The sequence below is a fragment of the Curtobacterium sp. ZW137 genome (genome assembly GCF_003762905.1).
Taxonomy (GTDB): Bacteria; Actinomycetota; Actinomycetes; order Actinomycetales; family Microbacteriaceae; genus Curtobacterium.
In genome coordinates, this window is sequence record NZ_RJKS01000002.1 from 609,460 (window position 1) to 635,424 (window position 25,965).

The window sequence follows — 25,965 nt, forward strand, 5'->3', positions numbered from 1 at the left end:
CCGGAGCCAGCCGCTCAGCCGCTCAGCCGCAGGTGAGGTTCGTGCCGATGACCGCCGTCTTGATCTTCGCCGTCGACGAGCTGGTCGCGCTCCAGGTCCCGCCGAGGTTCGTCCGGACGTTCACGGTGACGGTCGCGCCGAGGCTGAGGATGCCGCTGCCGGCGACCCGCGCCGAGCTGGCGGACCCCGTCGCGGTCCCGACCACGGTCGTCCCCATCAGCACGTCGAACGACGTCGGGACCCCGGCGGCCCCGGGGTAGGTCCACCCGATCGTGACGGTGTTGTCGGCGTTGTTCGTGCAGGTGAGCGCCGTCACCGCGGTGGCCGTCGCCGTCGCGAAGCTCGTCGTCGGGTTGACCGTCGTCTTCGTCCACGGCGCGGCGACGGCCTGCGCGGGCAGCAACACGCCGAGTCCCCCGGCGACGAGCACGACGGCGGCGACCGCGCCGCTCCGGCGGAGCCGGCGCACCCGTCGGGCGCGACGGCGGAGTGCGCGACGCGAGCGGGGCCCGGCAACGGTGGACGCAGTCGAGGCGACGGGCGGGGCGGACCCGGTGGGAGCCTCCAGACCGTCGTCGCCGTCGGCACCGTCTGCGGGAGCGGAACCGAGCCGCCGCAGCGACCCGTCGATCGTGCCGAGGTACAGCATCGCGGTCAGGGCCAGCGCGAGGAGGACCACCTTGTGCCACTCGCCGTCCCGCAGCCAGACGATCGGCGTCCCGACGTACGGGATGCGCAGGAACGCGACCCCGTGCACGGCCGACCGCTCGATCGGGGTGGAGTCCCGCTGCGGGTTCGCGTCGCCCTTGGTGACGAGCGTCCCGGCGGCCCCGGCCTTGACGTACCGGTGCATGCGGAGGTGTCCCGGCTGGTCCGGGTCGTCCGCGAGCAGGACCTGACCGAGCCGGAGCTGCGCCGGCGCGACGGGACGGGACACGACGACGTCGCCGGGGACCAGCCGCGGCTCCATCGACCCGGTCATGACCGTGGTGGGCTGCCAGCCGATCACGGCCGGTGCGGCCGCCCAGAGCGCCAGGCCGAGGAGCGTCGCGACGACGCCTCGGGCGAGCGTGGCGACGACGACACGCCCCCAGTCGGCGGCGTCCCTGAGCGCATCGTGCGGTGCACGCGGTGCGTGCGGTCCGCTGACCTCGATGCTGACCATGGCTGCCTTCGACTGGGGGCGTGCTGTGTGTGGCGGACGGGCCCGCATCGGGTGCGGTCCCGGTCGTCATGGAGGGATCCGGCCGGGCACGCTGCGCGCGCGCCCGGAGGGGTCCGGGCCTCAGCTGTTCTGGGCCTCCCACGTGAGTCCGAGGGACGCGGTGCCGCCCTGGATCGTGTTCGGGGCGGCGGTGGGGACCGTGTAGGTCACGCGGTAGACCTTGGACTCGGACGCGGAGCCGGTCGGTGCCCACGTGCCGACGCCGGTGGCGAAGTTGGTGGAGGCGGAGCCGAAGGCGGCGACCGTGCCGCTGTAGAGCGTGCCGCTCGTGGTGGCCGGGGTGAAGCCGGTGCAGGAGCCGAAGCCGCCGCCGGTGCCCTGCTCGATGGTCAGGTTGATGTTGGATGCGAGGTTGTTCGTGGTCGCGGGGTTGGTGCCGTAGAGCTTGACGGTCGAGGCGAGCGAACCGGTCGAGGTGACCGTGATGCAGTTCGCGCCGGTCGAGCCGGGCTTCAGGCCGGTCGCGGTGAAGAGCGCGGTGTTGTTGTCGTCGTCGCTGAGGGCGACGGTGCCGGCGGTCCAGTTGCTGGTCGGGTTCACCGTGGTGGCGGAGAACGCCGAGTAGGAAGCCGTCGAGACGACGACACCCGAGGCGACGAGGGCGGCGGGGATGGCGATCCAGGCGGCGAGACGAGCGGCGCGAGGGGTGACACGGGACATGGCGGTACTCCGAGAGGAAGAAGAGGGCTGATCGGTGGGTTCGGCCGGACCCGCGGTGGTTGGCCGCGCTTCGTGCCGTGGTGATGCCGTACTGGTTGGTACGACGATCAAGCTACTTTGTTGCCGTGTTGCTCACAAGCCGTGGCATACCCCCACTGTTGGGGGTAGTTCAATCACTGAGATACTTGTTCAATGAGCAGCACGGCGGCATCCCCGTGTCGCCTCGCCGATCGTGCCTGCGATCACCACCCGAGAAGAGCCCGCCCGATGACGGACACCCGCATCACCGCAGCCCCCGCCTCCACGGCGGCGTCCGCGATCCCCGCTGCTCCGACGTCCCCGGTGGACGCGCCCGTCGTCGACGCGCCTCGCTCCGCCGGCACCACCGACGGCGTCGAGGACTCCGACCTCGGACGACTGATGACCGCGTTCCGGCTCATGCAGACACAGCACGCACGCGTCCTCAACCACGAGAGCGTCGCCCGGGGGCTCAACCCGACGGACAGCCGCTTCGTGTTCTTCCTCGCCGCTGCGGACGGCGCCGGTGTCACCCCGAAGCAGGCGAGCGAGTACCTCGAGCTCTCCACTGGTGCCATGACGTCGCTCATCGACCGGCTCGAGAAGCGCGCGCACATCGAGCGCCGCCCGAACCCGGACGACCGCCGCAGCATCCTCCTGCACCTCACCGCCTCCGGCGAAGCCGTCGCGAAGCAGATCGGCGCCGTCTACTCCGCCGCGTTCCGCGAGGTCGTCGCACCCGCCGAACGAGCGGCCGTCGCCGACGCCTTCGCGCGCATCGGCGACGCCCTCGGCCGCCGCTCCGAGGGCGACGCGTCTGCTCGTCGCTCCGACTCCGGGACGGGCGTACGTTCGGGGGCATGACCCCCAGCGACCTCCTCATCGAAGCGTTCTCCCGCGTGCCCGACACCGTCGGCCGTGCCCTCGACGGGCTCTCCGAGGACCAGCTCGCATCCCGCCCGGGTGCCGGAGCGAACACGCTCGCCTGGCTGGCGTGGCACATCGCACGCGGGCAGGACGCGCAGATCGCCGGCCTCGCGGGCACCGAGCAGGTGTGGACCGCGGACGGCTGGTACGACCGGTTCGGGCTGCCGTTCCCCGCGGAGGCGCTCGGCTACGGCATGTCCCGTGACGACGTCGGCCGCGTCCGCGCCTCGGCCACGCTGCTGAACGGGTACCTCGGTGCGGTGCACGCGCGCACGGTCGAGTACCTCCGCACGCTCGGTCCGGATGACCTCGACCCCGTCGTCGACGACGCGTGGGACCCGCCGGTCACCGCCGGCGCACGGCTCGTGAGCATCCTCGACGACTGCGTCCAGCACGCGGGTCAGGCCGGGTACGCGCGCGGGTTGCTGTTCTTCAACCGCTGACGGATCAACCGCCGGGAGGCCCGGCTCGGCTCCGCCAGACACCGCTGAGTCCACGAGACACCTCCGGCACGACGAAACGCCGCCATCGCTGGCGGCGTTTCGCGTGCACCGGGGCGTCTCGCGGAGACTGGACCGTCAGCGGGCGGCGAGCTCCGCGACGATGCCGTCGCCAGGCGCTGCCTGGACCAGGTCCGCCTCGATCTCGGCGCGCTCGAGGATGCCCTCGATCTTCCGGATGCGGCCACGGGGGACGATCGTCACGACGGTGCCCTCCTTGCCGGCACGACCCGTGCGGCCCGAGCGGTGCATGTACGCCTTGTAGTCGTCCGGCGCATCCGCCTGCACGACGAGCGAGACGTCGTCGACGTGGATGCCGCGCGCGGCGACGTCGGTCGCGACGAGGACGTTCACGCGGCCGCTGGTGAGCAGCTGCAGGTTGCGCGTCCGTCGCGACTGGTTGAGGTCGCCGTGGAGCGAGGTCGCGCGGATGCCGGCGTCCTCGAACTGGTCGGCCAGACGCTCGGCGTAGGCACGGGTCCGGGCGAAGACGATCGTCTTGCCGTCACCGGCGACGAGCTCCTCGAGCAGACGGTCCTTCTCGCGCTGCTCGACCACGAGCACGCGGTGGTCGATGGTCGAGGACGCCTGGTCCTCACCCGCCACCTCGTGCACGCTCGGCTCGTGCAGGAACTGCTCGACGAGCGCCGCGACCTGGGTGTCGAGCGTCGCGCTGAACAGCAGCTTCTGCGCGCGGTTGCCCTCGGGGGTGACCTGCGCGGTCGCCTCGAGGATCTCCTGCACGGGCTCCAGGAACCCGAGGTCGCACATGTGGTCGGCCTCGTCGAGCACGGAGATGACGACCTCGCTGAGGTCGAGCTTCCCCTTGTTCATGAGGTCCTGCACGCGACCGGGGGTGCCGACGATGATGTCGACGCCGCGCTCGAGCGCGCCCTCTTGGCGGCCGTACGGGACGCCGCCGTAGATCTGCGTCGTGAAGAGCCCCACCGAGCGGGCGATCGGCTGCACCGTGCGGTCGATCTGCAGGGCGAGCTCACGGGTCGGCGCGAGGATGAGCGCACGCGGGGCGCGGCCCATCTTGCGCTTCGTGCCGCCGCCGTTCTCCATGAGCTTCTCGACGAGCGGAGCACCGAAGGCGATGGTCTTGCCGGAGCCCGTGCGGCCACGGCCGAGGACGTCCTTGCCGGCGAGCACGTCGGGGATCGTCGCGGCCTGGATCGGGAACGGGCTGGTAGCGCCGAGCTCACCGAGGGCACGGGAGATGTTGCCGCCGATGCCGAGGTCGGCGAAGGTCACGCCCTCGACGTCGGCCGCGACGGTGGCCTCGGCCTGGAGCTTCTCGAGCTTGACGTCGTCGGCGGGGACGAAGTGTCCACGCTCGGTGTCGTCGCGGTCGAACTTGCGCGGAGCGCGGTCGTCGCGGTCGAACTTGCGCGGAGCGCGGTCGTCGCGGTCGAACTTGCGGGGCGCACGGTCATCGCGGTCGAACTTGCGCGGCGCACGGTCATCGCGGTCGAACTTGCGCGGCGCACGGTCATCGCGGTCGAAGCTGCGGCGCGGACGGTCGTCCTGGTCGCGACGGGGCGCGCGGTCGTCACGGTTGAACGAACGGGGCGCACGGTCGTCGCGGTCGAAGCGACGCGGGGCACGGTCGTCGCTGTCACGACGGGGCGCACGGTCGTCACGGTTGAACGAGCGCGGAGCGCGGTCGTCACGGTCGAAGCGACGCGGGGCACGGTCGTCGCTGTCACGACGGGGCGCACGGTCGTCACGGTTGAACGAACGCGGAGCACGGTCGTCACGGTCGAAGCGACGCGGGGCACGGTCGTCGCTGTCACGACGGGGCGCACGATCGTCACGGTTGAACGAACGCGGCGCACGGTCGTCACGGTCGAAGCGACGCGGGGCACGGTCGTCGCTGTCACGACGGGGCGCACGATCGTCACGGTTGAACGAACGCGGAGCACGGTCATCGCGGTCGAAGCGACGCGGGGCACGGTCGTCACGATCGCCACCGCGTGCCGGACGGCCGGCGCCTCGGGGCTCCCAGCTCGAGCGGGCGGGGTCGCGCGGCTCCCAGTTCGGGCGGCTCGGACGCTCGCCCTGCGAGGAGCGGTTGCGACGGTCGTCGGCGTCCCAGCGCTGCTTCTGGCGCGGCGCGGACGGGTCGGCGGCGCGGAAGCCGCGGTGCTTGTTGCTGCGTGCGGCGGGGGTGCCGTTCGGGTGACGGACACGGTCGGAGGCGCGCGAGTTCGCGCCCTTGTCGTACGGGGCCATAGCTACTTTCCGGGGTGCGGACATGCCACGCAGCCCGGCAGCGACATCGGCGGGGGCGGTTCGTGGTGAGGGGGTTCATCCCGTCGTCGAATCGACGTGATTCCAGCCCTCGAACTACACAACACCCAAACACGTCCGCGGCTCGCAGCCGCGGTGTCGAAGGCCGACCGAGCGAGTCTACGTGACGACCGGCCAGGACACCACCCCTCAGGACTCGGCCAGGCGCTGCCGCTGCTCCGCGACGTCGAAGTCCGCGGGCGGCCACGAGAGGTGCATGTCCTCGAGCGCGCGGAGCAGCAGCTGCTGGACGGCGAGCCGGGCGTACCACTTCCGGTTCGCCGGGACCACGTACCAGGGCGCCACTGCGGTCGACGTCCGGTCGAAGGCGATCTGGTAGGCCTCCTGGTAGTCGTCCCAGCGCAGGCGCTCGTCGATGTCAGCCGGGTTGAACTTCCAGTGCTTGTCGGGGCGGTCGAGGCGGTCCCCGAGTCGAGCGCGCTGCTCGTCCTTGGAGATGTGCAGCATCACCTTGACGATCGTGGTGCCCTGCTCGGCCAGGCGGTTCTCGAAGTCGACGATCGCACCGTACCGACGCTCGATCTCCTCCGGCGGGGCGAACGCCCGAACGCGCTGGATGAGGACGTCCTCGTAGTGCGAGCGGTCGAAGACGCCGAGCTGGCCCGCGCTCGGGAGCTCCCGCTCGACGCGCCAGAGGAAGTCGTGCTCGCGTTCCTCGGCCGTCGGCGCCTTGAAGCCCGCGTAGTGCACGCCGTTCGGGTCGACGGCACCGACCACGTGGGACACGATGCCGCCCTTGCCCGCGGTGTCCATCGCCTGCAGGACGAGCAGCACGCGCCGCTGGTCCCCCGCGGTCGCCGCGGCCCAGAGGCGCTCCTGCAGGGCGGAGAGCCGGTCGGCGCCTGCCGCCACGGATTCGAGTCCGTCGATCTTCCGTCCGGGGAACCCCGGGGTGCCGTCCGGGTCGACGTCAGCGAGTCGGAACCCCTCGTCCACGCGGAGGAGCGGTTCCGGATCGGCGTTCCAGGCCTTGCGTCGGCTCACGGGTCCTCCTGCATCGACGGTGGTGTGCCGCTCATCCTGGCACCACGAGGTGAACGGCGTCATGCGTCGCGCAGCACCTCGGGATACCGTTGTCGGCGATGAGGTCAGGCCGTCGCACACTGATCGCGCTCGTCGCCGCGGTCGTGGCGCTCGGCGCGATCGCTTCGTGCAGCTCGGATCCGACCGGTGACGAGAACACCACGGTCACCGCCGACCCGGTGATCTACCCGCTCTCGCTGCGGTACCACGGCATCGACGTCGTGCAGGACGTCCCCTACGGCACCGACCGCCTGCAGCAGCTCGACGTCTGCCTGCCCGCGGACAGCGCACCCGAGACCACCGCCACGCCCTCGGCCGCGGCGACGTCGGCCGCGGACGCTGACGCGCCGGCGGAGTCGTCGTCCCGTCCCGCGGTGCTGATGATCCACGGCGGGAGCTGGTCGCACGGCGACAAGGCCACCGCCGCGTACCGCTCGGTGTGCAAGTACCTGGCATCGGCGGGCTTCGTCACGTTCAACGTCGACTACCGCCTGGCGCCGACGGACCCCTTCCCCGCCGGCCTCGACGACGTCCGGCGCGCCCTCGACTGGGTGTACCGGCCGACGACCCTCGCGACGTACGACGTCGACGTCGACCGGATCGGGGTGTTCGGCGGCAGCGCGGGCGGGAACCTCGCGGCGCTGCTCGCGGTCGAGGACCACCAGTCCACGGCCTACGCCGAGGGGGACCGGATCCGCGCGGTCGTCGACCTCAGCGGGCCGACGGACCTCACCGGACGCTCGACCAGGTCCGACGGGGTGTCGGCGTCGTTCCAGCGGAAGCAGCTGCTCTACCTCGGTTGTTCCACGTACACCTCGTGTCCCGCGGCGGCCCGGGCGTCACCGACGGACGACGTCACCGCGGACACCGCCCCGTTCTTCATCGGGCACTCCACGCACGAGTTCATCCCGCTGTGGGAGTCGCAGGACTTCGCGGCGACGCTGCGCTCCCACGACGTGCCGGTGACCTTCGTCGCGGTCAAGGGCACCGCGCACTCGATCGCACAGCTCGACGAGGCGATGAGCAAACGCGTGGTGGCGTTCCTCCGGCGCCACCTGGGCTGACGACCCCGGCCGAACCGGTCCGTCACAGCGCCGACGTCGGCTGTACCCCGGGCGGGTGCCACCCGGACTCGGGACTGCCCCCGGACGGGTCCCCGGACGGAGACTTCCGGTGTGACCGACACCTCGACCCGCCCCGCACGCACCGCGACGACCTGGGACCGACACTCCCCCGTCCGGACCGCCGCGGAGCTGCTCCTCGGGGTGTCCTTCTTCGTCACCGTCGCCTTCGCGGGCTACGGCGCGGCGACCGGGCACACCTCGCTCGTCGCCCAGCTCGGCGCGATCGCGTTCCTGACGACGCTCACCTGCGTGCTCGTGTCGTGGTTCAGCGGTGCCGGCGCCCCCGACGAGGACACCAGCGGCCGCTAGACCTGCCCCGCTCGACGGTCCGCCCGGCGCTCCCGCACGCGCTCGACCAGGAAGTACAGCCCCGGCAGCACGACGAGCGTCAGCAGCGTCGAGGACACCAGACCGCCGATCACGACCAGTGCGAGCGGCTGCGAGATGAAACCGCCCTGTCCGGTGAGCCCGATCGCCATCGGCACGAGCGCGAAGATCGTCGCCAGCGCCGTCATCAGGATCGGGCGGAGTCGTCTGGTCGCCCCCTCGATCAGGGCCTCGCGCACGCGGAGCCCCCGCCGTCGGTACTGGTTGACGAGGTCGATGAGGACGATCGCGTTCGTCACGACGATGCCGACGAGCATGAGCACGCCGATCAGGGACGCCACACCGATCGGGATCCCGGACACGATCTGCAGCAGGATCGCCCCGGTCGCGGCGAACGGCACCGACACCAGGAGCAGCAGCGGCTGCAGCAGGCTCCGGAAGGTCGCCACCATCACCACGTAGACGATGAGGATCGCGACGAGCGCGGCGAGCAGCAGCTGGCTGAACGCCGACGACTGGCTCGAGGCCACCCCGCCGATCGTCGCCGACGCGCCCTTCGGCAGGTCGAGCTGGTCGACGGCCGAGGTCACCGCCGTGACCGCGGCGCCGAGGTTCGCGGAGTCCGGCGTGACGGTGATCGTCGCGGTGCGGACTGCGTCCGACGTGGTGACCGTGGTCGGACCGTCGGCCTTCTCGACCGTGGCCACGTCGGACAGCGGGACCGGCCCGGTCGAGGTCGGCACGGACAGCGAGCGCAGGGCGTCGACGGTGGTCGGCGGCTCCGGGTCGGCGATGTAGACGTCGAGGGAGGCGTCGTCGATCTCGACCGTGCCGGTGTCCTGCGGCGAGACCGCGGCGGCGACGATCCCGCCGACCTGCGTCTCGGTGAGCCCGAGCGCCGCGGCCTGCACGCGGTCCACCCGGACGGCGAGGTACGGCTCGGCGGCGGAGAGGTTGCTCGACGCCCCGGTCGTGTGCGCGACGTCCTCCAGGCTGTCGAGCGCCTTGTCCGCCGCGGTCTTCAGCTGCGCCTGGGTCGGTGCGGTGACGTCGACCTCGATGTCGCTGCTGCCGCCGAAGCTGCCCCCGGAGGACGAGAGCGCGATCTCGCCGGCACCGCTCAGCGCGTCGAGCCGCTTCCGGGTGTCGGACTGGATCCGGGCCTGATCGGCGTCCGAGTCGGTGGTGACCGCGTACTGGATCGACGCCGTCCCGCCGCCGCCGAACGCCGCCTGGATCGACTGGCCGCTCGACCCGATCGTGGTCTGCACGGTCTCGACGCCGTCCACCGCCCGCAGCTGCCGCTCGACCTTGCGCGCGGCGTCGGACTGCACGTCGAGCGAGGTGCCGGGCGCCAGGTCCTGCGTCACCGTGAACGTGTTCTGCCCGGAGTCGCCGAGGTAGTTCGTCTTGACGAACGGCAGCGCCGCCGCGGTCCCGCCGAGCACGAGCACGGCGAGCACGACGACGAGCGCCGGGAACCGGAGGACCCAGTGCAGCACCGGCAGGTACCCACGGCGGAGTCGGTCCGGCGCACCGGCGTCGTGGAGGTCGGCGGCGGAACGCAGGGTCGAGTCCGTGGCGGACGCCGGCGCCACCGTGCCCGCGTGCTTGTGCCCCTTCGGCGCGCGGAGGAACCAGTACGCCAGGACCGGCACGATCGTCAGCGCGACGAGCAGCGACGCGATGAGCGCCATCGTCACGGTCAACGCGAAGGGCCGGAAGAGCTCCCCCACGAGCTCGGCGACGAAGGCCACCGGCAGGAACACCACGACGGTCGTCAGCGTGGACGCCGTGACCGCCCCGGCGACCTCCCGCACGCCGTCGAGCACCGCCTGTCTGCGGTCCACGCCCGGTTGCAGGTGCCGCTTGATGTTCTCGATGACGACGATGGAGTCATCGACCACGCGGCCGATCGCGATCGTGAGCCCGGCGAGCGTGATGATGTTCAGCGTGTAGTCCGCCGCCCGCATGCCGATCGCCGCGAGCAGCACCGAGGTCGGGATCGAGATCGCCGTGACGATCGTCGACCGCACGGACAGCAGGAACACCAGGATCACGACGACGGCGAACCCGAGGCCGAGCAGGCCCTCTTCCGCGAGGGAGTCGATCGACTGCTGGATGTACGGTGCCTGGTCGAAGACGACCGTGAAGCGCGGGTTGCCGTCGATCTTCGACTCGATGTCGGGCAGGGCGGCGCGGACCGTCTTCGACACGTCGACGGTGTTCGCCTCCTGCGTCTTCGTGATGGAGATCGTGAGCGCCTGTCGGCCGTCGACCCGGCTGATCGACGTCCGGGGCGACTCGGTGATCGCCACCGTCGCGACGTCGCCCACCGTGGTCGCAGTGGCGCCGCCGGTCAGGGGCAGCGCCTCGATGTCGGCCACGGACGCGATCCGCTGCCCGGTCTGCACCGAGAGCGTCGAGCCGTCCTGGGTGATGGTGCCGCCGGGGATGAGCGTGCCGTTGTCGTCGAGGGCGTCCTTGATCGCGGTCTCGGACAGGCCACGCGCCGCGAGCTCGTCCCGGTCCGGGGTGATCAGGACGCGGCGCCCGGGGTTGCCGTACACGTCGGCTTCGCGGACGCCGTCGAGCTTCTCGAGGTCGGGGATCGCCGTCGCGGTCAACCGGTCGACGAGCTGCTCCTGGTTCCCGCTCGCGGACACGGCGAGCTGGATCACCGGCAGGTCGTCGAACGACCCCGTGACGATCTGGGTCTGCACGGAGTCGGGCAGCGACAGCGCGTTCACGACGGTCTGGATCTTGTCCTCGGCGCTGGCGAGGTTGGAGCCGTAGTCGAACTCGGCCGACACCACGCTCTGCCCGGTGGAGGACGTCGCCGTCGTGGACTTGAGGTCGGGCACCGCCTGGATCCCCTGCTCGATCTTCGTCGAGACGTCGTTCGACACGACTTCCGGGGTGGCCCCCGGGTAGGCGCTGACGATCGCCACCTGCGGGAACTGGACACTCGGGATGAGCTCCTGCTTGAGGCTCCACAGCGAGATGCCGCCGAAGATCGCGACGACGATCGTCACCAGCGCGATGAGCGCGCGGTTCCGCAGGCTGAAGACCGAGAGGAGGTGCACGGTCCGATCCTCGCAGGATGCGCCGACACCGGTTCGCTCGCTCCGGCTACCCGCCGACCGCCAGGTACGCGACGAGCACCCCGACCGTCCCGACCACCCCGACCCCGAGCGCGACGACTCGGCCGATCGGCGACCGCGCGAGCACCACCCCCAGAGCGACGACGAGCACCCCGACGACGATCTCGACGATCCAGGACGACGCACCGGTCGACGACGCCACCCGCAGCAGCGCACGCACGCCCTCACCGACGAGCACCGCCCCGGTCACCCCGTACGCCGCGCCCCGCCAGCGTGCATCGCGGGAGCGGACGAGCACGGCGACCGCGCCGGCGAGCACCCCCGCTGGGACCGCCATCAGGACCCAGAAGTTCGTGATCGCGAGGACGTCGGGGAACCCACGGAGGTTCGACGTCGCCCAGTACCCGACGTGCATCAACTCGAGGACGACGACCCCGCCCACCATCGCCAGCGGCATCCCGACGCGGCCGCCGCGCACGCCGGCGACGAGCAGCAGCGCCACGGCGACGAGGAACCACGGCCCCGCAGCGTTCGACGCCGTCGCGAGCCCCGGCACGCCCTGCCCGTACGACGTGAGCACGCCGGCCAGCAGTGCGCCGCCGAGCACCATCGAGACCCGGGCGGCGACCGGCACCGCGGGGACCGGCGGGACGGGCGGAGCGGAGATGATCGGGGTCATGCCTCCAGCATGGTGAGCGCGCCGCGACCGGACATCACCCGAAGGACCCAAACCCGACGGACCGAGATCAACCCACAGGATGACCCACGGCGCCGCTCACACCACCGCGGCCAGGGACCCCCGCACCTCGGCCGACGATCCCCCGGTCCGCGCCCACGCCCGCTCCAGCACGTCCACCAACCGGGTCCGGTCCGCGGGCGGCATCGTGAACGGCACCCGGAGGAACCGTTCGAACCCGCCGTCCGGCCCGAAGACCCCGCCGGACGCGAGCACCACGCCCTCGGTCCGGGCGGCGAGCACCAGCGCGCTCGACACCGGGCGTCCGAGCCCCACCCACGTCGTCAACCCGCCCGCCGGCGACGGGACGTCCCACTCCGGGAGCCGCGCTCGGAGCGCGCCCACCACCTCGTCGCGACCTTGTCGCAGGGACTCGCGCCGAGCCTCCAGGACGGCGTCGGTCCGTGGCACCAGCTCCCGCGCGACCAGCTGGTCGAGCACCGGCGTGCCGAGGTCGCCCGTCGGACGGGCGAGCAGCAGTCGCTGCAGCAGGTCCGGCGACGCGCGGATCCAGCCGATCCGCAGGCCGCCCCAGAAGACCTTGTCGGCCGACCCGATCATCACCACGGACGCGCCGGACCCGGCGGCAGTGGCCGCCAGCGGCGGCGAGGCGACCCCGTCGATCCGGAGCTCGCCCATGGTCTCGTCCGCGATCACCGTCGTCCCCACCGACGCGGCGATGGACAGCAGCGTGTCCCGGGCGTCGGCGGACATCGTCGCCCCGGTCGGGTTGTGCAGCTCCGGCATCACGTAGGCGACGGACGGTGCCGAGCGCCGGAGCGCCGTCTCGAGCACCCCGACGTCCCAGCCGGTCCGGGAATCGACGGGCACGCCGATGAGCCGGCCGCCGGCCTCGCGGAAGGCCTCGTGCGCGTGCGGGTACGTCGGCGACTCGACGAGCACGGTGTCGCCGCGTCGGACGAGCACCCGGGCCAGCAGCGCGATCGCGTGTTGCGCGCCGATCGTCACGACGATCTCGGACGGCGCGGTGGGCAGGCCGCGCGCGGTGTAGCGCTCGGCGATCGCGGTGCGGAGTCCCGGGTCGCCGACGGTGTCGTAGCCGATCCCGGCGAGCGCCGCGGGCACGTGCCGCACCGCCCGTTCGACGGCTTCCGCCACCCCGGGTGCGGAGTGCATCGCCGCCTTCCGCAGGTCGAGGACGTCCCCGGTCACGACCCCGCCGAGGCGCTCCGGGTCCGGCCGACCGGCGAGGTCGCGTGGGAGTTGCACGACGCTCCCCGATCCGCGGAGCGACAGCAGGAAGCCGTCGGACCGCAGACGCGCGTAGGCGTTGGCGACGGTGGTCCTGGACACCCCGAGCGTGTCGGCGAGCCCACGCTCCGCCGGCATCCGCGCCCCGAGCGGGATCCGCCCGTCGATGACGAGGACGCGGATCGCGTCGGCGAGGGCCTCGTAGGCGGGTGCGTCGGCGCCGTCGCGCCACTCGTGGAGGAGCAGGGCTGCGGAACGGGCGCTGAGGAGGACCGGGGTCATGCGATCCACGCTAGCCGAATTGGCTCTCGACCGGCAGTCCAATCAGCGCGAGCATCGACGCATGTCCCGCCCCACCGCACTCACGCTCCGCTTCGCGCAGCTCTTCGTCGGCCTGTTCCTCTACGGCGCCTCCACCGCGCTGCAGGTCCGCACGGTCGTCGGCGTCAGTTCGTGGACCGTGCTCACTGAGGGGCTCGAGAACGTGGTGCCGTGGTCGTTCGGGCTGATCACCGTGGTGTCGAGCGGCGTCATCCTGCTCTTCTGGATGCCGCTCCGCCAGAAGCCCGGCATCGGCACCCTGCTCAACGCCCTGGCGATCGGCCCCTCCGCGGACCTCGTGCTCTGGCTCGTGCCCACCCCGGACGGCCTGCTGGCCCGCATCGGCCTGTTCGTCGCCGGACTCCTGCTGCTCGCCCTCGCCACCGCGTTCTACATCGGCGCCGGCTTCGGCACGGGCGCGCGCGACGGGCTGATGGTCGGTGTGCACGAGCGGTTCGGGTGGCCGATCTGGCTGGCCCGAACCGTGATCGAGGTCACCGTGGTCATCGTCGGGTGGTTCCTCGGCGGGGACGTCGGCGCGGGCACCGTGATCGCGGCGTTCGTGATCGGCCCGATGGTCCAGCCCCTGATGCCGGTCTTCCGCCGGTTCCCGTGGTCGCCGGAACGCGCGGGTCACGTCTCCACCGGACGGGAGGCACGACTCGCCCCCGCCACGGAGCCCACGGCCGTCCCGTGATTTCTCCAAATCCCCTTGCGGCTCCGCGAGACGCGATATAACGTGTCGGCAACAGACGCGATACATCGCGAGTTCGAGGAGACAACATGGCTCAGGAGAAGTGGCTCGTCGAAGAGCCCAAGGTCATCGACACCGGCATCGTCCGGTCACTGCGCGTCGGCCTCGTCGGCGGGCAGGTCGACGTCGTCGCACACGACGAACCCACTGCGCGGGTGGAGGTCCACAGCGTGTCCGGCAAGGCGCTCAAGGTGGAGCTCGACGGGGACACCCTCACCGTCGACCACCCGCAGATCCGCTGGGACGACCCCATCGGGTTCCTCAAGTCGTTCCGCGGCAAGGCCCACGCCGACGTCAGCATCCTGGTCCCGCGCGACGCCGGGGTCACCCTCGGCGTGGTGTCGGCCGGCGCGCTGCTCTCCGGCACGAACCGCGGCGCGACGCTGAACACCGTCTCCGGGGACCTCGTCGTCGACGGGGTCGCGGGTGACGTCACCGTCAACGCCGTCTCCGGCACCACGACCATGCGCGACCTCGACGGCGCCCTCACCGTGCACACCGTCTCGGGCGACGTCGTGGCCACCGGTGAGATCCCGCGCTTCTCGGCCGACGGCGTCTCCGCGGACGTCGTGCTCGACCTGCACGGCACGCCGGACTCCGCCCGCGTGAACACCGTGTCGGGCTCGGTCAGTGTCCGGCTCGAAGACGGCGTGCCCTTCCAGTGCACCGTCAGCACCGCCTCCGGCAAGCTGCAGTTCGACGACGCCGAGATCAAGGGCGTCCGCGGCTCCTACGTCAAGCAGGGCGGTGAGCTCTCCGGCGCCTGGCTCGACCTGCGCGTGAACTCGGTTTCCGGGGACATCGCGGTGCTGCACGCGCCGCCGGTGGCCGCCACCTCCCCGGCCGACACCGACACCACCACGACCGCCGGGTTCCCGTCGGCCACCACGTCCGTCGTCGACGAGAGCGAGGCACCCGAATGAGCCCGGTATTCGCGCACGGACACCTGCGGCTGTACCTGCTCGTGCTGCTCGCCGACCACCCGATGCACGGGTACGAGGTCATCCAGGCCCTCGGCGACCGCTTCGGCGGGACGTACGTCCCGAGCGCCGGCACGGTCTACCCGCGCCTGGCGAAGCTCGAGGACGACGGCCTGGTCACGAAGACCGCCGACGGCCGCAAGACCGTCTACGCGATCACCGATGCCGGCCGTGCCGAACTGGCCGCCCGTGCGGACGAGATCGCTTCGCTCGAGGAAGGCGTCAACGACTCCGTGAAGTCCCTGGCCGACGGCGTCCGCGCCTCGGTCGGTGACGCCATGCGGTCCCTCCGCGCCGACCTCGCCGCCTCCGCGCAGAGCGCCACCGCCGAAGAGCCCGTGTCGGTCCCGTCCGAGAGCGCCCGCGCCCTGCGCGAGCTCGAGATGGCGCTGTCCTCGTTCCGGCAGCAGGTCCGCGCCGACCTCCGTCGGCGGGCGACCCGCGGCACGCTCGGTCCGGACACCGTCACGCGCCTGCGCGACGGCCTCGAGGCGCTGCGCAAGTCGCTCTGACGGCCGTGCCGGCGGGGCGGCGGCGGCCACGGCCTCCCGTCGGCCCGCCGCCGGCCTCCCGTCGGCTCGTCGCCGGCCCGTCGCCGGCCCGTCGCACTACCGAAACCGGCCCGAACCACGGAATTCCGTGGTTCGGGCCGGTTTCGGTTGTGCGGAGCCGCCCCGCACCGCCGGCGACGGCGCCGCCCGCGGCGCACGCGGCGCCCGCGGCCGCGCCCCGTGACGCGGGCGCCTACAGCCCCGCGTCCGCCAGCGCGTACATCGCGTCGCGGAGCGCGCGCGACGCGCCGGCCCCCGCCCACTCGTAGGCGTGCGTGAACCGCTCGTCCGCGATGTACATGTCGGCGAGCGTGCGGAACCGCTCCGCGGTCAGCTCGGCGGGCGGGGTCGCCTGCGCGAGCCAGGCGAACTGCCGCCGCGCGAGCGCGATGCCCTGCTCCGAGGTCGGCGCCGCCCCGGACGCGGCGAGCGCTGCCGCATCCGTCGCGATCGCGCGCTGCTCGGCCTGGAACGCGTCCTTCGCGGAGCCGTCCTGCGCGCCCCACCACGCCGCCCCGCGTTCCCAGGCGTCGGCGCCCCAGCGTTCGGCCACCTCCTCCCGGAACCGGGACTGGTCGAATCCGTCGAACGTGTCGTGCATGGTCATGTCCTCTCCCTTCCGGAGCCTGGTGATGGTGGTGCGCACCGCCTGCAGTTGCCGGGCGATGCGGTCGCGTTCGCGTTCGAGACACGCGACGTGTGCGGTGAGTGCGACGACGTCGTCCTGCTCGCCGTCCAGGACGTCCCGTATCGCGGACAGCCCGAGGCCGAGTCCGCGGAGCAGCAGGATGCGCTGGAGCCGGACGAGCGCCCGGTCGTCGTACCGCCGGAGCCCGCCGTCCCCGACCGCGGTCGCGGGCAGCAGGCCGATCGCGTCGTAGTGCCGCAGCGTCCGGCTCGACACACCGGCGGAACGAGCGACGTCGGCGATGCCGTGGGGCGCTTTCGCAGCTGGGTCGTCGGTGTCTGTCGGATCACTCATGCAGGACACGGTACGGGTTGACGCTGCGTCAACCGCAAGGGTCAATCTGGGAACCGGTCGACAGAACGTGACCCGGGGCGGAATACCCCGTCCCGCACTCGTGTTGACTCGCGCCCGGAACCGAGTAGGTTTGCCGCTCGTGACGAACGAGATCCGGTCGCTGAAGTCGCGACTGATCGGGGATCCCCTCCCCTCCGAGAAGCTCGAGGGACAGCTGCTCCCGAAGCACCTGGCACTCCCGATCTTCGCGAGCGACCCCCTCTCCTCGGTGGCCTACGCCCCGCAGGAGCTCCTCATGATCCTGCTGCTCGGCGGGATGTCGTTCCTGACCTTCGCGCCGTGGGTCGCCGCACTCGTCGTCCTGCTGCTCCTCGTCGTCGTCGCGTCGTACCGGCAGCTCATCAAGGCGTACCCGTCCGGCGGTGGCGACTACGAGGTCGCGCACCGGAATCTCGGCGAGAAGGCCGGCCTGGTCGTGGCGAGCGCGCTGCTCGTCGACTACGTGATGACCGTCGCCGTGTCGGTGGCGTCCGGCGTGGACAACATCATCTCGGCACTGCCGGTCCTCAACCAGTGCCGCGTCGAACTCGCACTGGTCTTCGTGGTGCTGCTCGCGGCGGCGAACCTCCGTGGCGTCCGGGAGTCCAGCAAGGCCTTCGCGATCCCGACCTACCTGTTCGTCGCGAGCGTCTTCGTGATGGTCGTCACCGGCCTCATCCGGGTGCTCGCCGGCAACGCCCCGGTCGCCGAGTCCGCGAACTACACGATCACGAACGTCGAGCACACCACGCAGGCGGCCTTCATCCTGCTGCTCCTCCGCGCCTTCGCATCCGGCTGTTCCGCGCTGACCGGTGTCGAAGCGATCGCGAACGGCGTGCAGGCCTTCCGCCGCCCGAAGATCAAGAACGCGCAGGCGACCCTGGTGGCGATGGGCGGCATCGCGATCGTCCTGTTCGTCGGGCTGATCACCCTCGCGCTGGTCTCCCGCGTGCACTACGCCGAACGCGCGTGCGACCTGCAGGGCTTCGCGAACTGCGCCACCACCCCGCAGCGCTCCCTGATCGCCCAGATCGCCGCGGCGACCTTCGGCGACAACTCACTGCTCTTCTTCGTGATCCAGGCGACGACGGCGGCGGTCCTGCTCCTCGCGGCGAACACCGCGTTCAACGGGTTCCCGCTGCTCGGCTCGATCCTGGCGCGCGACTCCTACGCGCCGAAGGCCCTCTCGACCCGCGGCGACCGGCTGATCTACTCCAACGGCGTCATCGTGCTCGCGCTCGTCGCGGCCGCACTCCTGGTGGTCTACCGGGCGAACGTCACGAGCCTCATCCAGCTCTACATCATCGGCGTGTTCGTGTCGTTCACGCTCGGGCAGACCGGCATGGTCCGGCACTGGACCCGCCTGCTCCGCGAGGACCGGGCCGGCACCGCGGCCGAACCCGTCAACCGCGGCCAGGTGATGCGGTCCCGCGCGATCAACGCGACCGGCGCCACCTTCACGTTCGTCGTCCTCGTCATCGTCACCATCACGAAGTTCACGCACGGCGCCTGGCTGGTGTTCGTCATCATGCCGATCCTGTTCGTGCTGATGCTCGGCGTGAACCGCTACTACCGCGACGTCAAGCACGAGATCCAGGCCGACGTCGAGACCGAGTTCGGTGCGACCGGCGACCACGCGATCGTCCTCGTGAACAAGCTGCAGAAGCCCGTGCTGAAGGCGCTCGACTACGCGATCGCCGCGAAGCACGCCGGTCTCGAGGCGGTGCACGTCTCCATCGACGAAGCCGACGCGGAACTGCTGCGGCAGCAGTGGGCGGAGCACGGCATCGAGGTCCCGCTCACGATCGTCCCGAGCCCGTACCGCGACATCTCGATGCCCCTGATCAAGTACATCAAGGCGCACCGGATGCAGCACGGCTCCGAGGTCGTCACGGTCTACACACCGGTCTTCATCGTCGGCCACTGGTGGGAGGGCCTCCTCCACAACCACCGCGGCCGTCGGATCCGGAAGAAGCTGCTGCTCGTGCACGGTGTCACCGTCGCCCTCGTGCCGTGGCTGCTCGACTCGTCCGAGCTCCTCTACGGCCGCCGCTCGCGCCCGTTCCCGGGCCAGGACCGCCGCGGCGAGCCCGTCCGACCGGCGCTCCGCCGCTCGCCGAACGGCGTGTTCCGCAGCGAGGAGGAGGACCGCCTCCTCCGCTCGGCGCACCGCAACAGCCTCGCCGTGCAGCGCACCGGCGCACAGCCCCGCCGGGTGACCCGACCGGCCGGTCCCGCCGACGGCGTCGACCCGGCCCAGTGCACCGGCGAGCTGAAGGCCCTGGTGCCGGCGTCCCCGGGACGCACGCCGACGTCCGCGGAGTGATCCGGGCCTCCCGGCATACGATCTGAAGCCATGACCGACGTTCCCGACCTGCGCACCTACGCGACGTTCGACGGCCACGGCGGCAAGGTGTCCAAGCGCGTCGAGGTCCTCGACCATGCACCGCTCGACGAGCGGTACGCCGGCCTGGTCGCGGTCCGCGGCGAACACCCGCTCGGCGCGCTCGACGAACGCGCCGTCGACGACGACGCGGAACTCGCCCGCGGCGTCGCGAGCATCGGCTGGGTCGACCCGGCCACCCTCCGCGACTGGTACCGACCCGACCGGGTCGTCGTGCCGCTCATCGAGGCACGTCGCTCCGGCCTCGAAGCCGGGATCTACGCGGACACCCGCGGACGTGGTCGCGTCCAGATCGACGGCCTGGAGGCACACCTCGCCCCCGACGGTCGGCCCGCCTTCCGCGCACTGGCCGGCTCCGGGGCCGTCGACGCGCCGCTCCCGAAGGACCAGGTGGTCCGACTGGTCACCGTCACGGCCGACGCGACGACGACCTCCGGCGCAGCGGGCGTGGAGATCGTCACGACGCCGATCAGCCCGCTCCTCGCACCGGGGACGTACCCGGCGTACGCGGACGACGTGCCGGGCCTGCCGCCGCGCCCCGCGTCCGGGACCGTGCTGGTGAGCGCCTCGGTGCTCCTCGACGGGGTGCTGCTGCCGGTGGAGCGGCTCGACGAACCGGCGAACACGCTCTGGGTGACGCGCGACGGGCGGTCGGTGCCGCTCGCGGCGAACGAGGTCGGGCCGGACCTGGTCCGGTACACGGCGGTCCCGGGCTGACGGCGGTCCGGGCGTCCGCGTTCTGCGCCGGGCGGCCGGTCCGGGCGTCCGCGTTCTGCCCCGGGCGGCGGTTCCGGGCGTCCCCCGATCTGCGCCGGGCCTGATCTCGGTGTCGTGGGCCCGGCGTAGCGTCCACGGCATGAGTGATGCATCTGGTGAGACCCTCGGTGGCGCACGCCCCGACCCCTCGACCACCGCGAGCAAGGACCCCGAGCAGTGGGTCACCGGCGACGAGCCCATGACGGGCCCGCAGCGCAGCTACCTCGACACCCTCGCGCGCGAAGCCGGTGAGGAACTGCCCGCCGACCTCTCCAAGGCCGAGGCCTCGGAGCACATCGACCGCCTGCAGACGAAGACCGGACGGGGCACCCCGGACAGCACGGACACCTCCGGCACGATCGGGGCGACGTCCTGACGGGTCCGCTCTTGTGAGGACCCCGGGCTGGGCATGTCCTGGCGATACCCGGCGAGACCCCCGGACAGGGGTGATCGATGACACGTCAATCTCTACCGTCGTGGGAATGCGAACGACATCGACATCGATCGGCCTGACCGTGCTCCGCGTCGTCCTCGGGGTGGTGTTCATCGCCCACGGGGCGCAGAAGTTCGGGCAGGGCATCCCCGCCGTGGCCGACGGGTTCTCCGGGATGGGCGTCCCCCTCGCCGAGGTGGCGGCGCCACTCGTCGCCGGGCTCGAACTCGTCGGCGGGGTCCTGCTCGTCCTCGGGGTCGCGACGCGGATCGTGGGCGTGCTGCTCGCGGTCGACATGGTCGTCGCCGGGGTGCTCGCGCACTCCTCCGCGGGGTTCTTCTCGCAGGACGGCGGGTTCGAGTACGTGCTCGTGCTCGCCGCGGCTGCGCTCGCGGTGGCGCTCACCGGGCCGGGGCGGCTGTCGCTCGATGCGCTCGTGCTGCGGGCACGGCGGCGCCGACGCGGCGTGGCCGAGCCGCTGCCCGCGTAGCGCGGCTCCGCACGCTCCGCACGCGCCGCGCGCGCAGTGTGCGCCGGGTCCCGCAGTGTGCGGGGCCGCACCGGCGCGGGACCTCGCACCGTGCGAGGTCAGGACGCGGCGAGCTCGTCCATCACCTGGCGGGCGATGAGCCGGCCGGCCCGGTTCGCGCCGATCGTCGAGGCCTGGGGACCGTACCCGGCGAGGAACAGCCGCGGCTCCTCCGCCGAACGACCGTCCGCGACCACCACGCCGCCCTTCGCCGTCCGCAGGTGCAGCGGCGCGAGGTGCCGGAGGTCCGCGCGGAACCCCGTCGCCCAGACGATCGCGTCGGCATGCACGTGCTCGCCGTCCGCGGTGACCACCCCGGACGGCTCGATGCGCGCGAACACCCGCTCGTCACGGAGCACCCCACGGTCGAGTCCCGCCCGGATCCGCCGGGAGACCGGGACGCCCGTCCCGCTGACGATGCTCGGCAGGACCTCACCGGCCCGGGCTGCCCGGTCCTGCTCGTCGACCGCAGCGACCGCGGACTCGAGGTCGAGCGCCGACGTATCCGACCACGTCATCGGCCGTCGGGTGAACCACCGCGTGGACCGGGCGACGCCGTCGAGCTCGAGCAGGAAGCCGATCGCGCTCGTGCCACCGCCGACCACGACGACGTCCTGGTCCTGGAACTCCGCGGCGCTCCGGTACTCCGTCGTGTCGAGCTGTCGCCCGGCGAACGTGTCGCGTCCCGGGTACCACGGCACGAAGGGGGTGCCCCACGTGCCCGAGGCGTTGACGACCACCTCGGCGTGGATCCGGCCCTCGTGTCCGTCAGCGGTCCGGGTCGCCACGCAGAGCCCGCCGGTCGTCCGGGTGACACTCGTCACCGCGACCGGGCGGCGCACCCGGAGTCCGTAGTGCTCCTCGAACCGGCGGTAGTACGCGCCGACGACGTCCCGCGCGGGACGGGAGCGGTCGGCGTCCTCGAACGCGAGCCCCATCGCCCGCATCCCGGGCAGGTCGTGCACGCGGTGCGCCGACCCGAGCCGGAGCGCCTCCCACCGGAACTGCCAGGCGCCGCCCGTGCTCGGCGCCCGGTCGAGGACGACGAGGTCGGTGCCGGGCTCGAGGCCCAGTCGGCGCAGGTGGTAGGCCACGGAGAGACCCGCCTGCCCCGCACCGATCACGACCACCCGGGCGTGCTGGTCGTCGGTGGTCGGTGTCAGGTCCGTCATCACTTCCGATTCTGCTGGACGCGCACGGTCGCCGGCCATGTCCAGATAGGGGTACATGGTAGAGTGATCGGCAGATTTCCAACCACGAACCGTTCGGATTCTCCGGGTGATGACTCGTCTCCCGTAGCGCTGGACACGAGCCGACACACGAGGGGGTCACGCATGGGGCGCGGCCGTCAGAAGGCAAAGCACACCAAGGTCGCCCGGGAGCTGAAGTACTTCAGCCCGGAGACGAACTACGGTGCGCTCGAACGCGAGCTCTCCGCCGGGCACGACTCGGACGAGAACTCCTACGTCGACCGCTGGGCAGACCAATACGGACCTGACCAGTACGAGGAAGACGACGAGTTCGAGCCCCAGCAGGACCAGCAGAACAAGTCCGCCTGACTCGCGGATCCCGAACGCCGCGCACCCTTCCGGGAGCGCGGCGTTCGTGCGTGTCCGGCGCGTGCGCGGGCCTCTACGTCCGCATGAGTCGACACCGCACGAGTCGATCGACTTCGGCGGTGTCGATCCCTGCAGACGCATCCTCTGCGTCTGCAAGTTTCGACACGACACGAGTCGATCGACTCCAGCGATGTCGAAAGAGTCCTGCGGCAGCGCCGGGCAGCTGCGGCAGCGGGCAGCAGCGCGGCAGCGCCGCGAAGCGCCCGCGCCTCAGCCCGCGTACGCCCCGGTGAGCCGCACGGCTCCGCCGTCGACGCCCTTCGCGCCCTGCTCGAACCCGTCGAGGTCGCGCGCGGACATCGACACCGTCCCGACCGGCCACGACGCGAGCCCGGCCGACCCGAGTGATGCGATGACGTCGGACGCGGCGGCAGCGGACACCACGGCGAACATGCCGATGCCGAGGTTCCAGGTGCCCTCGGTGTCCTCGATCGGCGTCCCGGCCATGTCGGCGAGGACCCGGAACACGGGGAGGGGCTCCCACGTGGCACGGTCGACCTCGACCCAGGACCCGACGGGCAGCACGCGCGCCAGGTTCGCGGCGATGCCGCCACCCGTCACGTGGGACATCGAGTGCACGGCGCCGGGGTGGTCCGCCAACAGGCCGAGCAGCGGCGTCGTGTAGAGCCGGGTCGGCTCGAGGAGCGCTTCGCCGACGAGCCCGCCGAGCTCCGGGAGGGAGTCCGTGTAGGCGACCCCGCGGGACGACAGGATGTGGCGGACGAGCGAGTACCCGTTCGAGTGCAGCCCGGAGGACGCGATCGCGACGACGACGTCCCCGTCGAGCACGCGCTCGGCGCCGAGCACCTCGGAGGCCTCGACCGCACCGACGGCTGCGCCGGCGACGTCGTAGTCGTCAGGACCGAGGAGCCCCGGGTGCTCGGCGGTCTCGCCACCGACCAGCGCGGTGCCGGTCATCGCGCAGCCGCGGGCGATCCCGGCGACGATGTCCGCGATGCGGGACGGGACGACCCGGCCGCACGCGATGTAGTCCGTCATGAACATCGGCTTCGCGCCGACCACGACGATGTCGTCGACGACCATGCCGACGAGGTCCTGGCCGATGGTGTCGTGCTTGTCGATCGCCTGCGCGATGGCGACCTTCGTGCCGACCCCGTCGGTCGAGGTGGCGAGGAGCGGCCGTGAGAAGCCCTTCAGGAACGAGACGTCGTACAGGCCCGCGAATCCGCCCACACCGCCCAGCACGGAGTCGTTGTGCGTCGCCGAGACGGCGGACTTCATGAGCTCGACGGCCAGATCACCGGCTGCGGTGTCGACCCCGGCCTCTGCGTACGGGTTGGGCATGCGGAGTCCTCCGTCGTGGCATGGCAGACTTGTTCGGTACCACCCGATTCTACGGTCTGGAGCACTCCGCGAATGTGCGGCATCGTCGGCCTCGTTGCGCAGGGGCCTGCAAACCAATCCATCTACGACGCTCTGCTCCTCCTGCAACACCGGGGACAGGACTCGACGGGCATCGCCACGGTCGAGGGTCACATCCACCACATGCACAAGACCCGTGGTCACGTGCGGGAGTCGTTCCGCACCCGTGACATGCGTGCCCTCCTCGGCACGATGGGGCTCGGGCACGTCCGGTACGCCACGAAGGGTGCCGCCAGCAACGAAGAGGAAGCCCAGCCGTTCTACGTGAACGCGCCCTACGGCATCGTCCTCGTCCACAACGGCAACCTGACGAACACGCGGGAACTGACGCGTGAACTCTTCGACATCGACCGTCGGCACCTCAACACGAGCTCGGACACCGAGCTCCTGGTGAACGTCCTGGCGCACGAGCTGCAGGGCCAGGTGCGCGGCAAGGACCTCGACCCCGGTCAGGTCTTCGACGCCGTCGAGCGCGTGCACCAGCGCGTCGAGGGCTCGTACGCCGCCATCGCGACGATCGCCGGGCACGGACTGCTCGCGTTCCGCGACCCGTTCGGCATCCGGCCGCTCATCCTCGGGCACAAGTTCGACGACGCCGGCAAGTCCGAGTGGGTCGTCGCGTCCGAGTCGCTCGTCCTGGAGTCCGGTGGCTACGACATCGTCCGCGACGTCGCCCCCGGCGAGGCGATCTTCGTCGAGATGGACGGCACGATGCACGCCAGGCAGTGCGCGGCGAACCCGCGCCTGGTGCCGTGCTCGTTCGAGTACGTCTACCTCGCACGCCCCGACTCCGTGATGAACGGCATCTCGGTGTACGACGCCCGTCTCCGCCTCGGCAACCGTCTGGCGGACACGATCGCGCAGTACGCCCCGACCGGTGACATCGACGTGGTCATGCCGATCCCCGACTCGAGCCGTCCCGCCGCGATGCAGGTCGCGCAGAAGCTCGGCATCGAGTACCGCGAGGGCTTCTACAAGAACCGCTACGTCGGCCGGACGTTCATCATGCCCGGGCAGGCGGAGCGGAAGCGCTCCGTGCGCCAGAAGCTCAACGCGATGTCGTCCGAGTTCAAGGGCAAGAACATCCTCATCGTCGACGACTCGATCGTGCGCGGCACGACGAGCAAGGAGATCGTGGAGATGGCCCGCGCCGCCGGAGCCAACGAGGTGACCTTCACGAGCGCCGCTCCCCCGGTCCGGTTCCCGCACGTCTACGGCATCAACATGCCGACGCGGCAGGAGCTCATCGCGCACGACCGGAAGATCCCGGAGATCAACCGCGTGCTCGGCAGCGACCACCTGATCTACCAGGAGATCGGCGACATGCGGGACGCCATCATCGAGGGCTCGGACGTCACCGACCTCGAGATGAGCTGCTTCACGGGTGAGTACGTCACCGGCACGGTGAGCCCGGAGTACCTGTCCTGGGTGGAAGCCAACCAGCTCAGCTGAGCGGGGGTCGCGAACGCGACGACCGAACGGACGGGAGGCACGGTGCCAGCTGGCACCGTGCCTCCCGTCAATGGCTCTGGTCGCGACTACCGCTGCTGGTCGCCGTGGTCCTCGATCTCACCGTCGACGGTCTCCGGGGGCATGTCCACCGCGACGCGCTCCGCGGTGAGGCGGGCCGCCCGGCGGGCGAAGACCCGGTCGAGGACGATCGCGACGACCGCGCCGACGAAGCCGCCGATCGCGACGCCCCACAGGCCGAAGTAGCCGACGAGGCCGCTGAAGCCGACGGTCTCGGTCTGGTCGCCGCGGTCCAGGTTCAGGGTGAGGGCGATCACGATGACCGTCACCACGAAGCCGAGGACTGCGCCGCCGACGATGAAGACCCCGAACTTCGGGGCGCGGCGGATGGTGACCTCGTCCGAGGAGGACACGGTGGCGGGCTCAGGAACCGGAGCGTCGTCGGGTCGATCGGTGTTGCTCACGACTCCATTGTCCCCCACTGTGGGACGTGCTCCGGCCTGCCCGTGGAGCCCGTTCCGAGGCAAGATGGACCGTACCGAGTGGTATCCCATGGGTGGAGGTGACGCTGG

Annotated in this window: 25 protein-coding genes; 14 read left to right on the forward strand and 11 right to left on the reverse strand. The window is 71.6% G+C overall.

Annotation, left to right across the window (positions count from 1 at the left end; genetic code table 11):
* Nucleotides 1–22: 22 nt before the first annotated feature.
* Nucleotides 23–1,165, reverse strand: a complete 1,143-nt coding sequence (locus tag EDF55_RS08095) for a signal peptidase I (RefSeq protein ID WP_185017226.1) — start codon at nucleotides 1,163–1,165, stop codon at nucleotides 23–25.
* Between the two features lie 120 nt (nucleotides 1,166–1,285).
* Nucleotides 1,286–1,885 (reverse strand): hypothetical protein, encoded by a 600-nt coding sequence (locus EDF55_RS08100; RefSeq protein ID WP_123654380.1) that lies wholly within the window; start codon nucleotides 1,883–1,885, stop codon nucleotides 1,286–1,288.
* Between the two features lie 267 nt (nucleotides 1,886–2,152).
* Here EDF55_RS08100 and EDF55_RS08105 point away from each other — a divergent pair, with 267 nt between their 5' ends.
* Both EDF55_RS08105 and EDF55_RS08110 read left to right on the forward strand, forming a co-directional pair.
* The gene (locus EDF55_RS08105) at nucleotides 2,153–2,767 is read left to right on the forward strand and encodes a MarR family winged helix-turn-helix transcriptional regulator (protein ID WP_185017228.1); all 615 of its coding nucleotides are present in this window, start codon (nucleotides 2,153–2,155) and stop codon (nucleotides 2,765–2,767) included.
* The gene (locus EDF55_RS08110; protein ID WP_123654382.1) at nucleotides 2,764–3,273 is read left to right on the forward strand and encodes a mycothiol transferase; all 510 of its coding nucleotides are present in this window, start codon (nucleotides 2,764–2,766) and stop codon (nucleotides 3,271–3,273) included. Before EDF55_RS08105 ends, EDF55_RS08110 begins: the two co-directional genes overlap by 4 nt.
* A gap of 135 nt (nucleotides 3,274–3,408) precedes the next feature.
* Here EDF55_RS08110 and EDF55_RS19215 read toward each other — a convergent pair whose 3' ends face one another.
* On the reverse strand, nucleotides 3,409–4,587 hold the full coding sequence (locus EDF55_RS19215; RefSeq protein WP_395870105.1) for a DEAD/DEAH box helicase: 1,179 nt from the start codon (nucleotides 4,585–4,587) through the stop codon (nucleotides 3,409–3,411).
* On the opposite strand from EDF55_RS19215, the gene EDF55_RS19220 reads away from it, so the two are divergent.
* Entirely contained in the window at nucleotides 4,565–5,518 is a 954-nt protein-coding gene (locus EDF55_RS19220) for a hypothetical protein (RefSeq protein ID WP_395870108.1), read from the forward strand. The genes EDF55_RS19215 and EDF55_RS19220 overlap by 23 nt on opposite strands.
* 257 nt (nucleotides 5,519–5,775) lie before the next feature.
* Here the strand turns inward: EDF55_RS19220 and EDF55_RS08120 are convergent, their stop codons facing one another.
* Entirely contained in the window at nucleotides 5,776–6,630 is an 855-nt protein-coding gene (locus EDF55_RS08120; protein WP_260235861.1) for a polyphosphate kinase 2 family protein, read from the reverse strand.
* Nucleotides 6,631–6,728: 98 nt separating this feature from the next.
* Between EDF55_RS08120 and EDF55_RS08125 the strand changes: the two genes are divergently transcribed.
* Both EDF55_RS08125 and EDF55_RS08130 read left to right on the forward strand, forming a co-directional pair.
* Complete coding sequence (locus EDF55_RS08125) at nucleotides 6,729–7,733, forward strand: alpha/beta hydrolase (RefSeq protein WP_123654385.1); 1,005 nt, start codon at nucleotides 6,729–6,731, stop codon at nucleotides 7,731–7,733.
* 111 nt (nucleotides 7,734–7,844) lie between these two features.
* Nucleotides 7,845–8,102: a hypothetical protein gene (locus tag EDF55_RS08130; protein ID WP_123654386.1), complete on the forward strand. Its 258-nt coding sequence runs from the start codon at nucleotides 7,845–7,847 to the stop codon at nucleotides 8,100–8,102.
* Here EDF55_RS08130 and EDF55_RS08135 read toward each other — a convergent pair.
* The 3 genes from EDF55_RS08135 to EDF55_RS08145 form a co-directional block, all read right to left on the reverse strand.
* Nucleotides 8,099–11,206 carry an efflux RND transporter permease subunit gene (locus EDF55_RS08135; RefSeq protein ID WP_123654387.1) on the reverse strand — a complete coding sequence of 1,036 codons (3,108 nt, stop codon included), beginning with the start codon at nucleotides 11,204–11,206 and terminating at the stop codon, nucleotides 8,099–8,101. The two genes, EDF55_RS08130 and EDF55_RS08135, sit on opposite strands and share 4 nt — an antisense overlap.
* 46 nt (nucleotides 11,207–11,252) lie before the next feature.
* Nucleotides 11,253–11,903, reverse strand: a complete 651-nt coding sequence (locus EDF55_RS08140) for a DUF6518 family protein (RefSeq protein ID WP_123654388.1) — start codon at nucleotides 11,901–11,903, stop codon at nucleotides 11,253–11,255.
* A 96-nt stretch (nucleotides 11,904–11,999) separates the two neighbouring features.
* On the reverse strand, nucleotides 12,000–13,454 hold the full coding sequence (locus tag EDF55_RS08145; protein ID WP_123654389.1) for a PLP-dependent aminotransferase family protein: 1,455 nt from the start codon (nucleotides 13,452–13,454) through the stop codon (nucleotides 12,000–12,002).
* Nucleotides 13,455–13,515: 61 nt separating this feature from the next.
* Between EDF55_RS08145 and EDF55_RS08150 the strand changes: the two genes are divergently transcribed.
* The 3 genes from EDF55_RS08150 to EDF55_RS08160 all read left to right on the forward strand — a co-directional run bounded on the left by EDF55_RS08150 (nucleotide 13,516) and on the right by EDF55_RS08160 (nucleotide 15,739).
* The gene (locus EDF55_RS08150; RefSeq protein WP_221180732.1) at nucleotides 13,516–14,190 is read left to right on the forward strand and encodes a YitT family protein; all 675 of its coding nucleotides are present in this window, start codon (nucleotides 13,516–13,518) and stop codon (nucleotides 14,188–14,190) included.
* 86 nt (nucleotides 14,191–14,276) lie between these two features.
* Entirely contained in the window at nucleotides 14,277–15,170 is an 894-nt protein-coding gene (locus EDF55_RS08155) for a DUF4097 family beta strand repeat-containing protein (RefSeq protein WP_123654390.1), read from the forward strand.
* Nucleotides 15,167–15,739 carry a PadR family transcriptional regulator gene (locus EDF55_RS08160; protein ID WP_123654391.1) on the forward strand — a complete coding sequence of 191 codons (573 nt, stop codon included), beginning with the start codon at nucleotides 15,167–15,169 and terminating at the stop codon, nucleotides 15,737–15,739. The genes EDF55_RS08155 and EDF55_RS08160 overlap by 4 nt, the downstream gene beginning before the upstream one ends.
* A 232-nt stretch (nucleotides 15,740–15,971) precedes the next feature.
* On the opposite strand, the gene EDF55_RS08165 is transcribed toward EDF55_RS08160, so the two are convergent.
* Nucleotides 15,972–16,760, reverse strand: coding sequence for a MerR family transcriptional regulator (locus tag EDF55_RS08165; RefSeq protein ID WP_123654392.1), 789 nt, complete (start codon nucleotides 16,758–16,760; stop codon nucleotides 15,972–15,974).
* A gap of 130 nt (nucleotides 16,761–16,890) precedes the next feature.
* On the opposite strand from EDF55_RS08165, the gene EDF55_RS08170 reads away from it, so the two are divergent.
* The 4 genes from EDF55_RS08170 (at nucleotide 16,891) to EDF55_RS08185 (ending at nucleotide 20,882) form a co-directional block, all read left to right on the forward strand.
* Entirely contained in the window at nucleotides 16,891–19,125 is a 2,235-nt protein-coding gene (locus EDF55_RS08170) for an APC family permease (RefSeq protein WP_123654393.1), read from the forward strand.
* A gap of 30 nt (nucleotides 19,126–19,155) precedes the next feature.
* Complete coding sequence (locus tag EDF55_RS08175; protein ID WP_123654394.1) at nucleotides 19,156–19,920, forward strand: hypothetical protein; 765 nt, start codon at nucleotides 19,156–19,158, stop codon at nucleotides 19,918–19,920.
* Nucleotides 19,921–20,059: 139 nt separating this feature from the next.
* Nucleotides 20,060–20,335, forward strand: a complete 276-nt coding sequence (locus EDF55_RS08180) for a DUF3072 domain-containing protein (protein WP_123654395.1) — start codon at nucleotides 20,060–20,062, stop codon at nucleotides 20,333–20,335.
* Nucleotides 20,336–20,441: 106 nt separating this feature from the next.
* Nucleotides 20,442–20,882: a DoxX family protein gene (locus EDF55_RS08185; protein WP_123654396.1), complete on the forward strand. Its 441-nt coding sequence runs from the start codon at nucleotides 20,442–20,444 to the stop codon at nucleotides 20,880–20,882.
* A gap of 98 nt (nucleotides 20,883–20,980) precedes the next feature.
* Here the strand turns inward: EDF55_RS08185 and EDF55_RS08190 are convergent, their stop codons facing one another.
* Entirely contained in the window at nucleotides 20,981–22,093 is a 1,113-nt protein-coding gene (locus EDF55_RS08190) for an NAD(P)-binding domain-containing protein (RefSeq protein ID WP_123654397.1), read from the reverse strand.
* Nucleotides 22,094–22,255: 162 nt separating this feature from the next.
* On the opposite strand from EDF55_RS08190, the gene EDF55_RS08195 reads away from it, so the two are divergent.
* Entirely contained in the window at nucleotides 22,256–22,480 is a 225-nt protein-coding gene (locus EDF55_RS08195) for a DUF3073 domain-containing protein (RefSeq protein ID WP_123654398.1), read from the forward strand.
* A 270-nt stretch (nucleotides 22,481–22,750) separates the two neighbouring features.
* On the opposite strand, the gene purM is transcribed toward EDF55_RS08195, so the two are convergent.
* A complete protein-coding gene (gene purM, locus EDF55_RS08200; RefSeq protein WP_123654399.1) occupies nucleotides 22,751–23,845 on the reverse strand; it encodes a phosphoribosylformylglycinamidine cyclo-ligase in 1,095 nt (364 codons plus the stop codon).
* A gap of 72 nt (nucleotides 23,846–23,917) precedes the next feature.
* On the opposite strand from purM, the gene purF reads away from it, so the two are divergent.
* The gene (gene purF, locus EDF55_RS08205) at nucleotides 23,918–25,375 is read left to right on the forward strand and encodes an amidophosphoribosyltransferase (RefSeq protein WP_123654400.1); all 1,458 of its coding nucleotides are present in this window, start codon (nucleotides 23,918–23,920) and stop codon (nucleotides 25,373–25,375) included.
* Nucleotides 25,376–25,461: 86 nt separating this feature from the next.
* Here the strand turns inward: purF and EDF55_RS08210 are convergent, their stop codons facing one another.
* Nucleotides 25,462–25,857, reverse strand: coding sequence for a hypothetical protein (locus EDF55_RS08210; RefSeq protein WP_123654401.1), 396 nt, complete (start codon nucleotides 25,855–25,857; stop codon nucleotides 25,462–25,464).
* Between the last annotated feature and the right edge of the window lie 108 nt (nucleotides 25,858–25,965).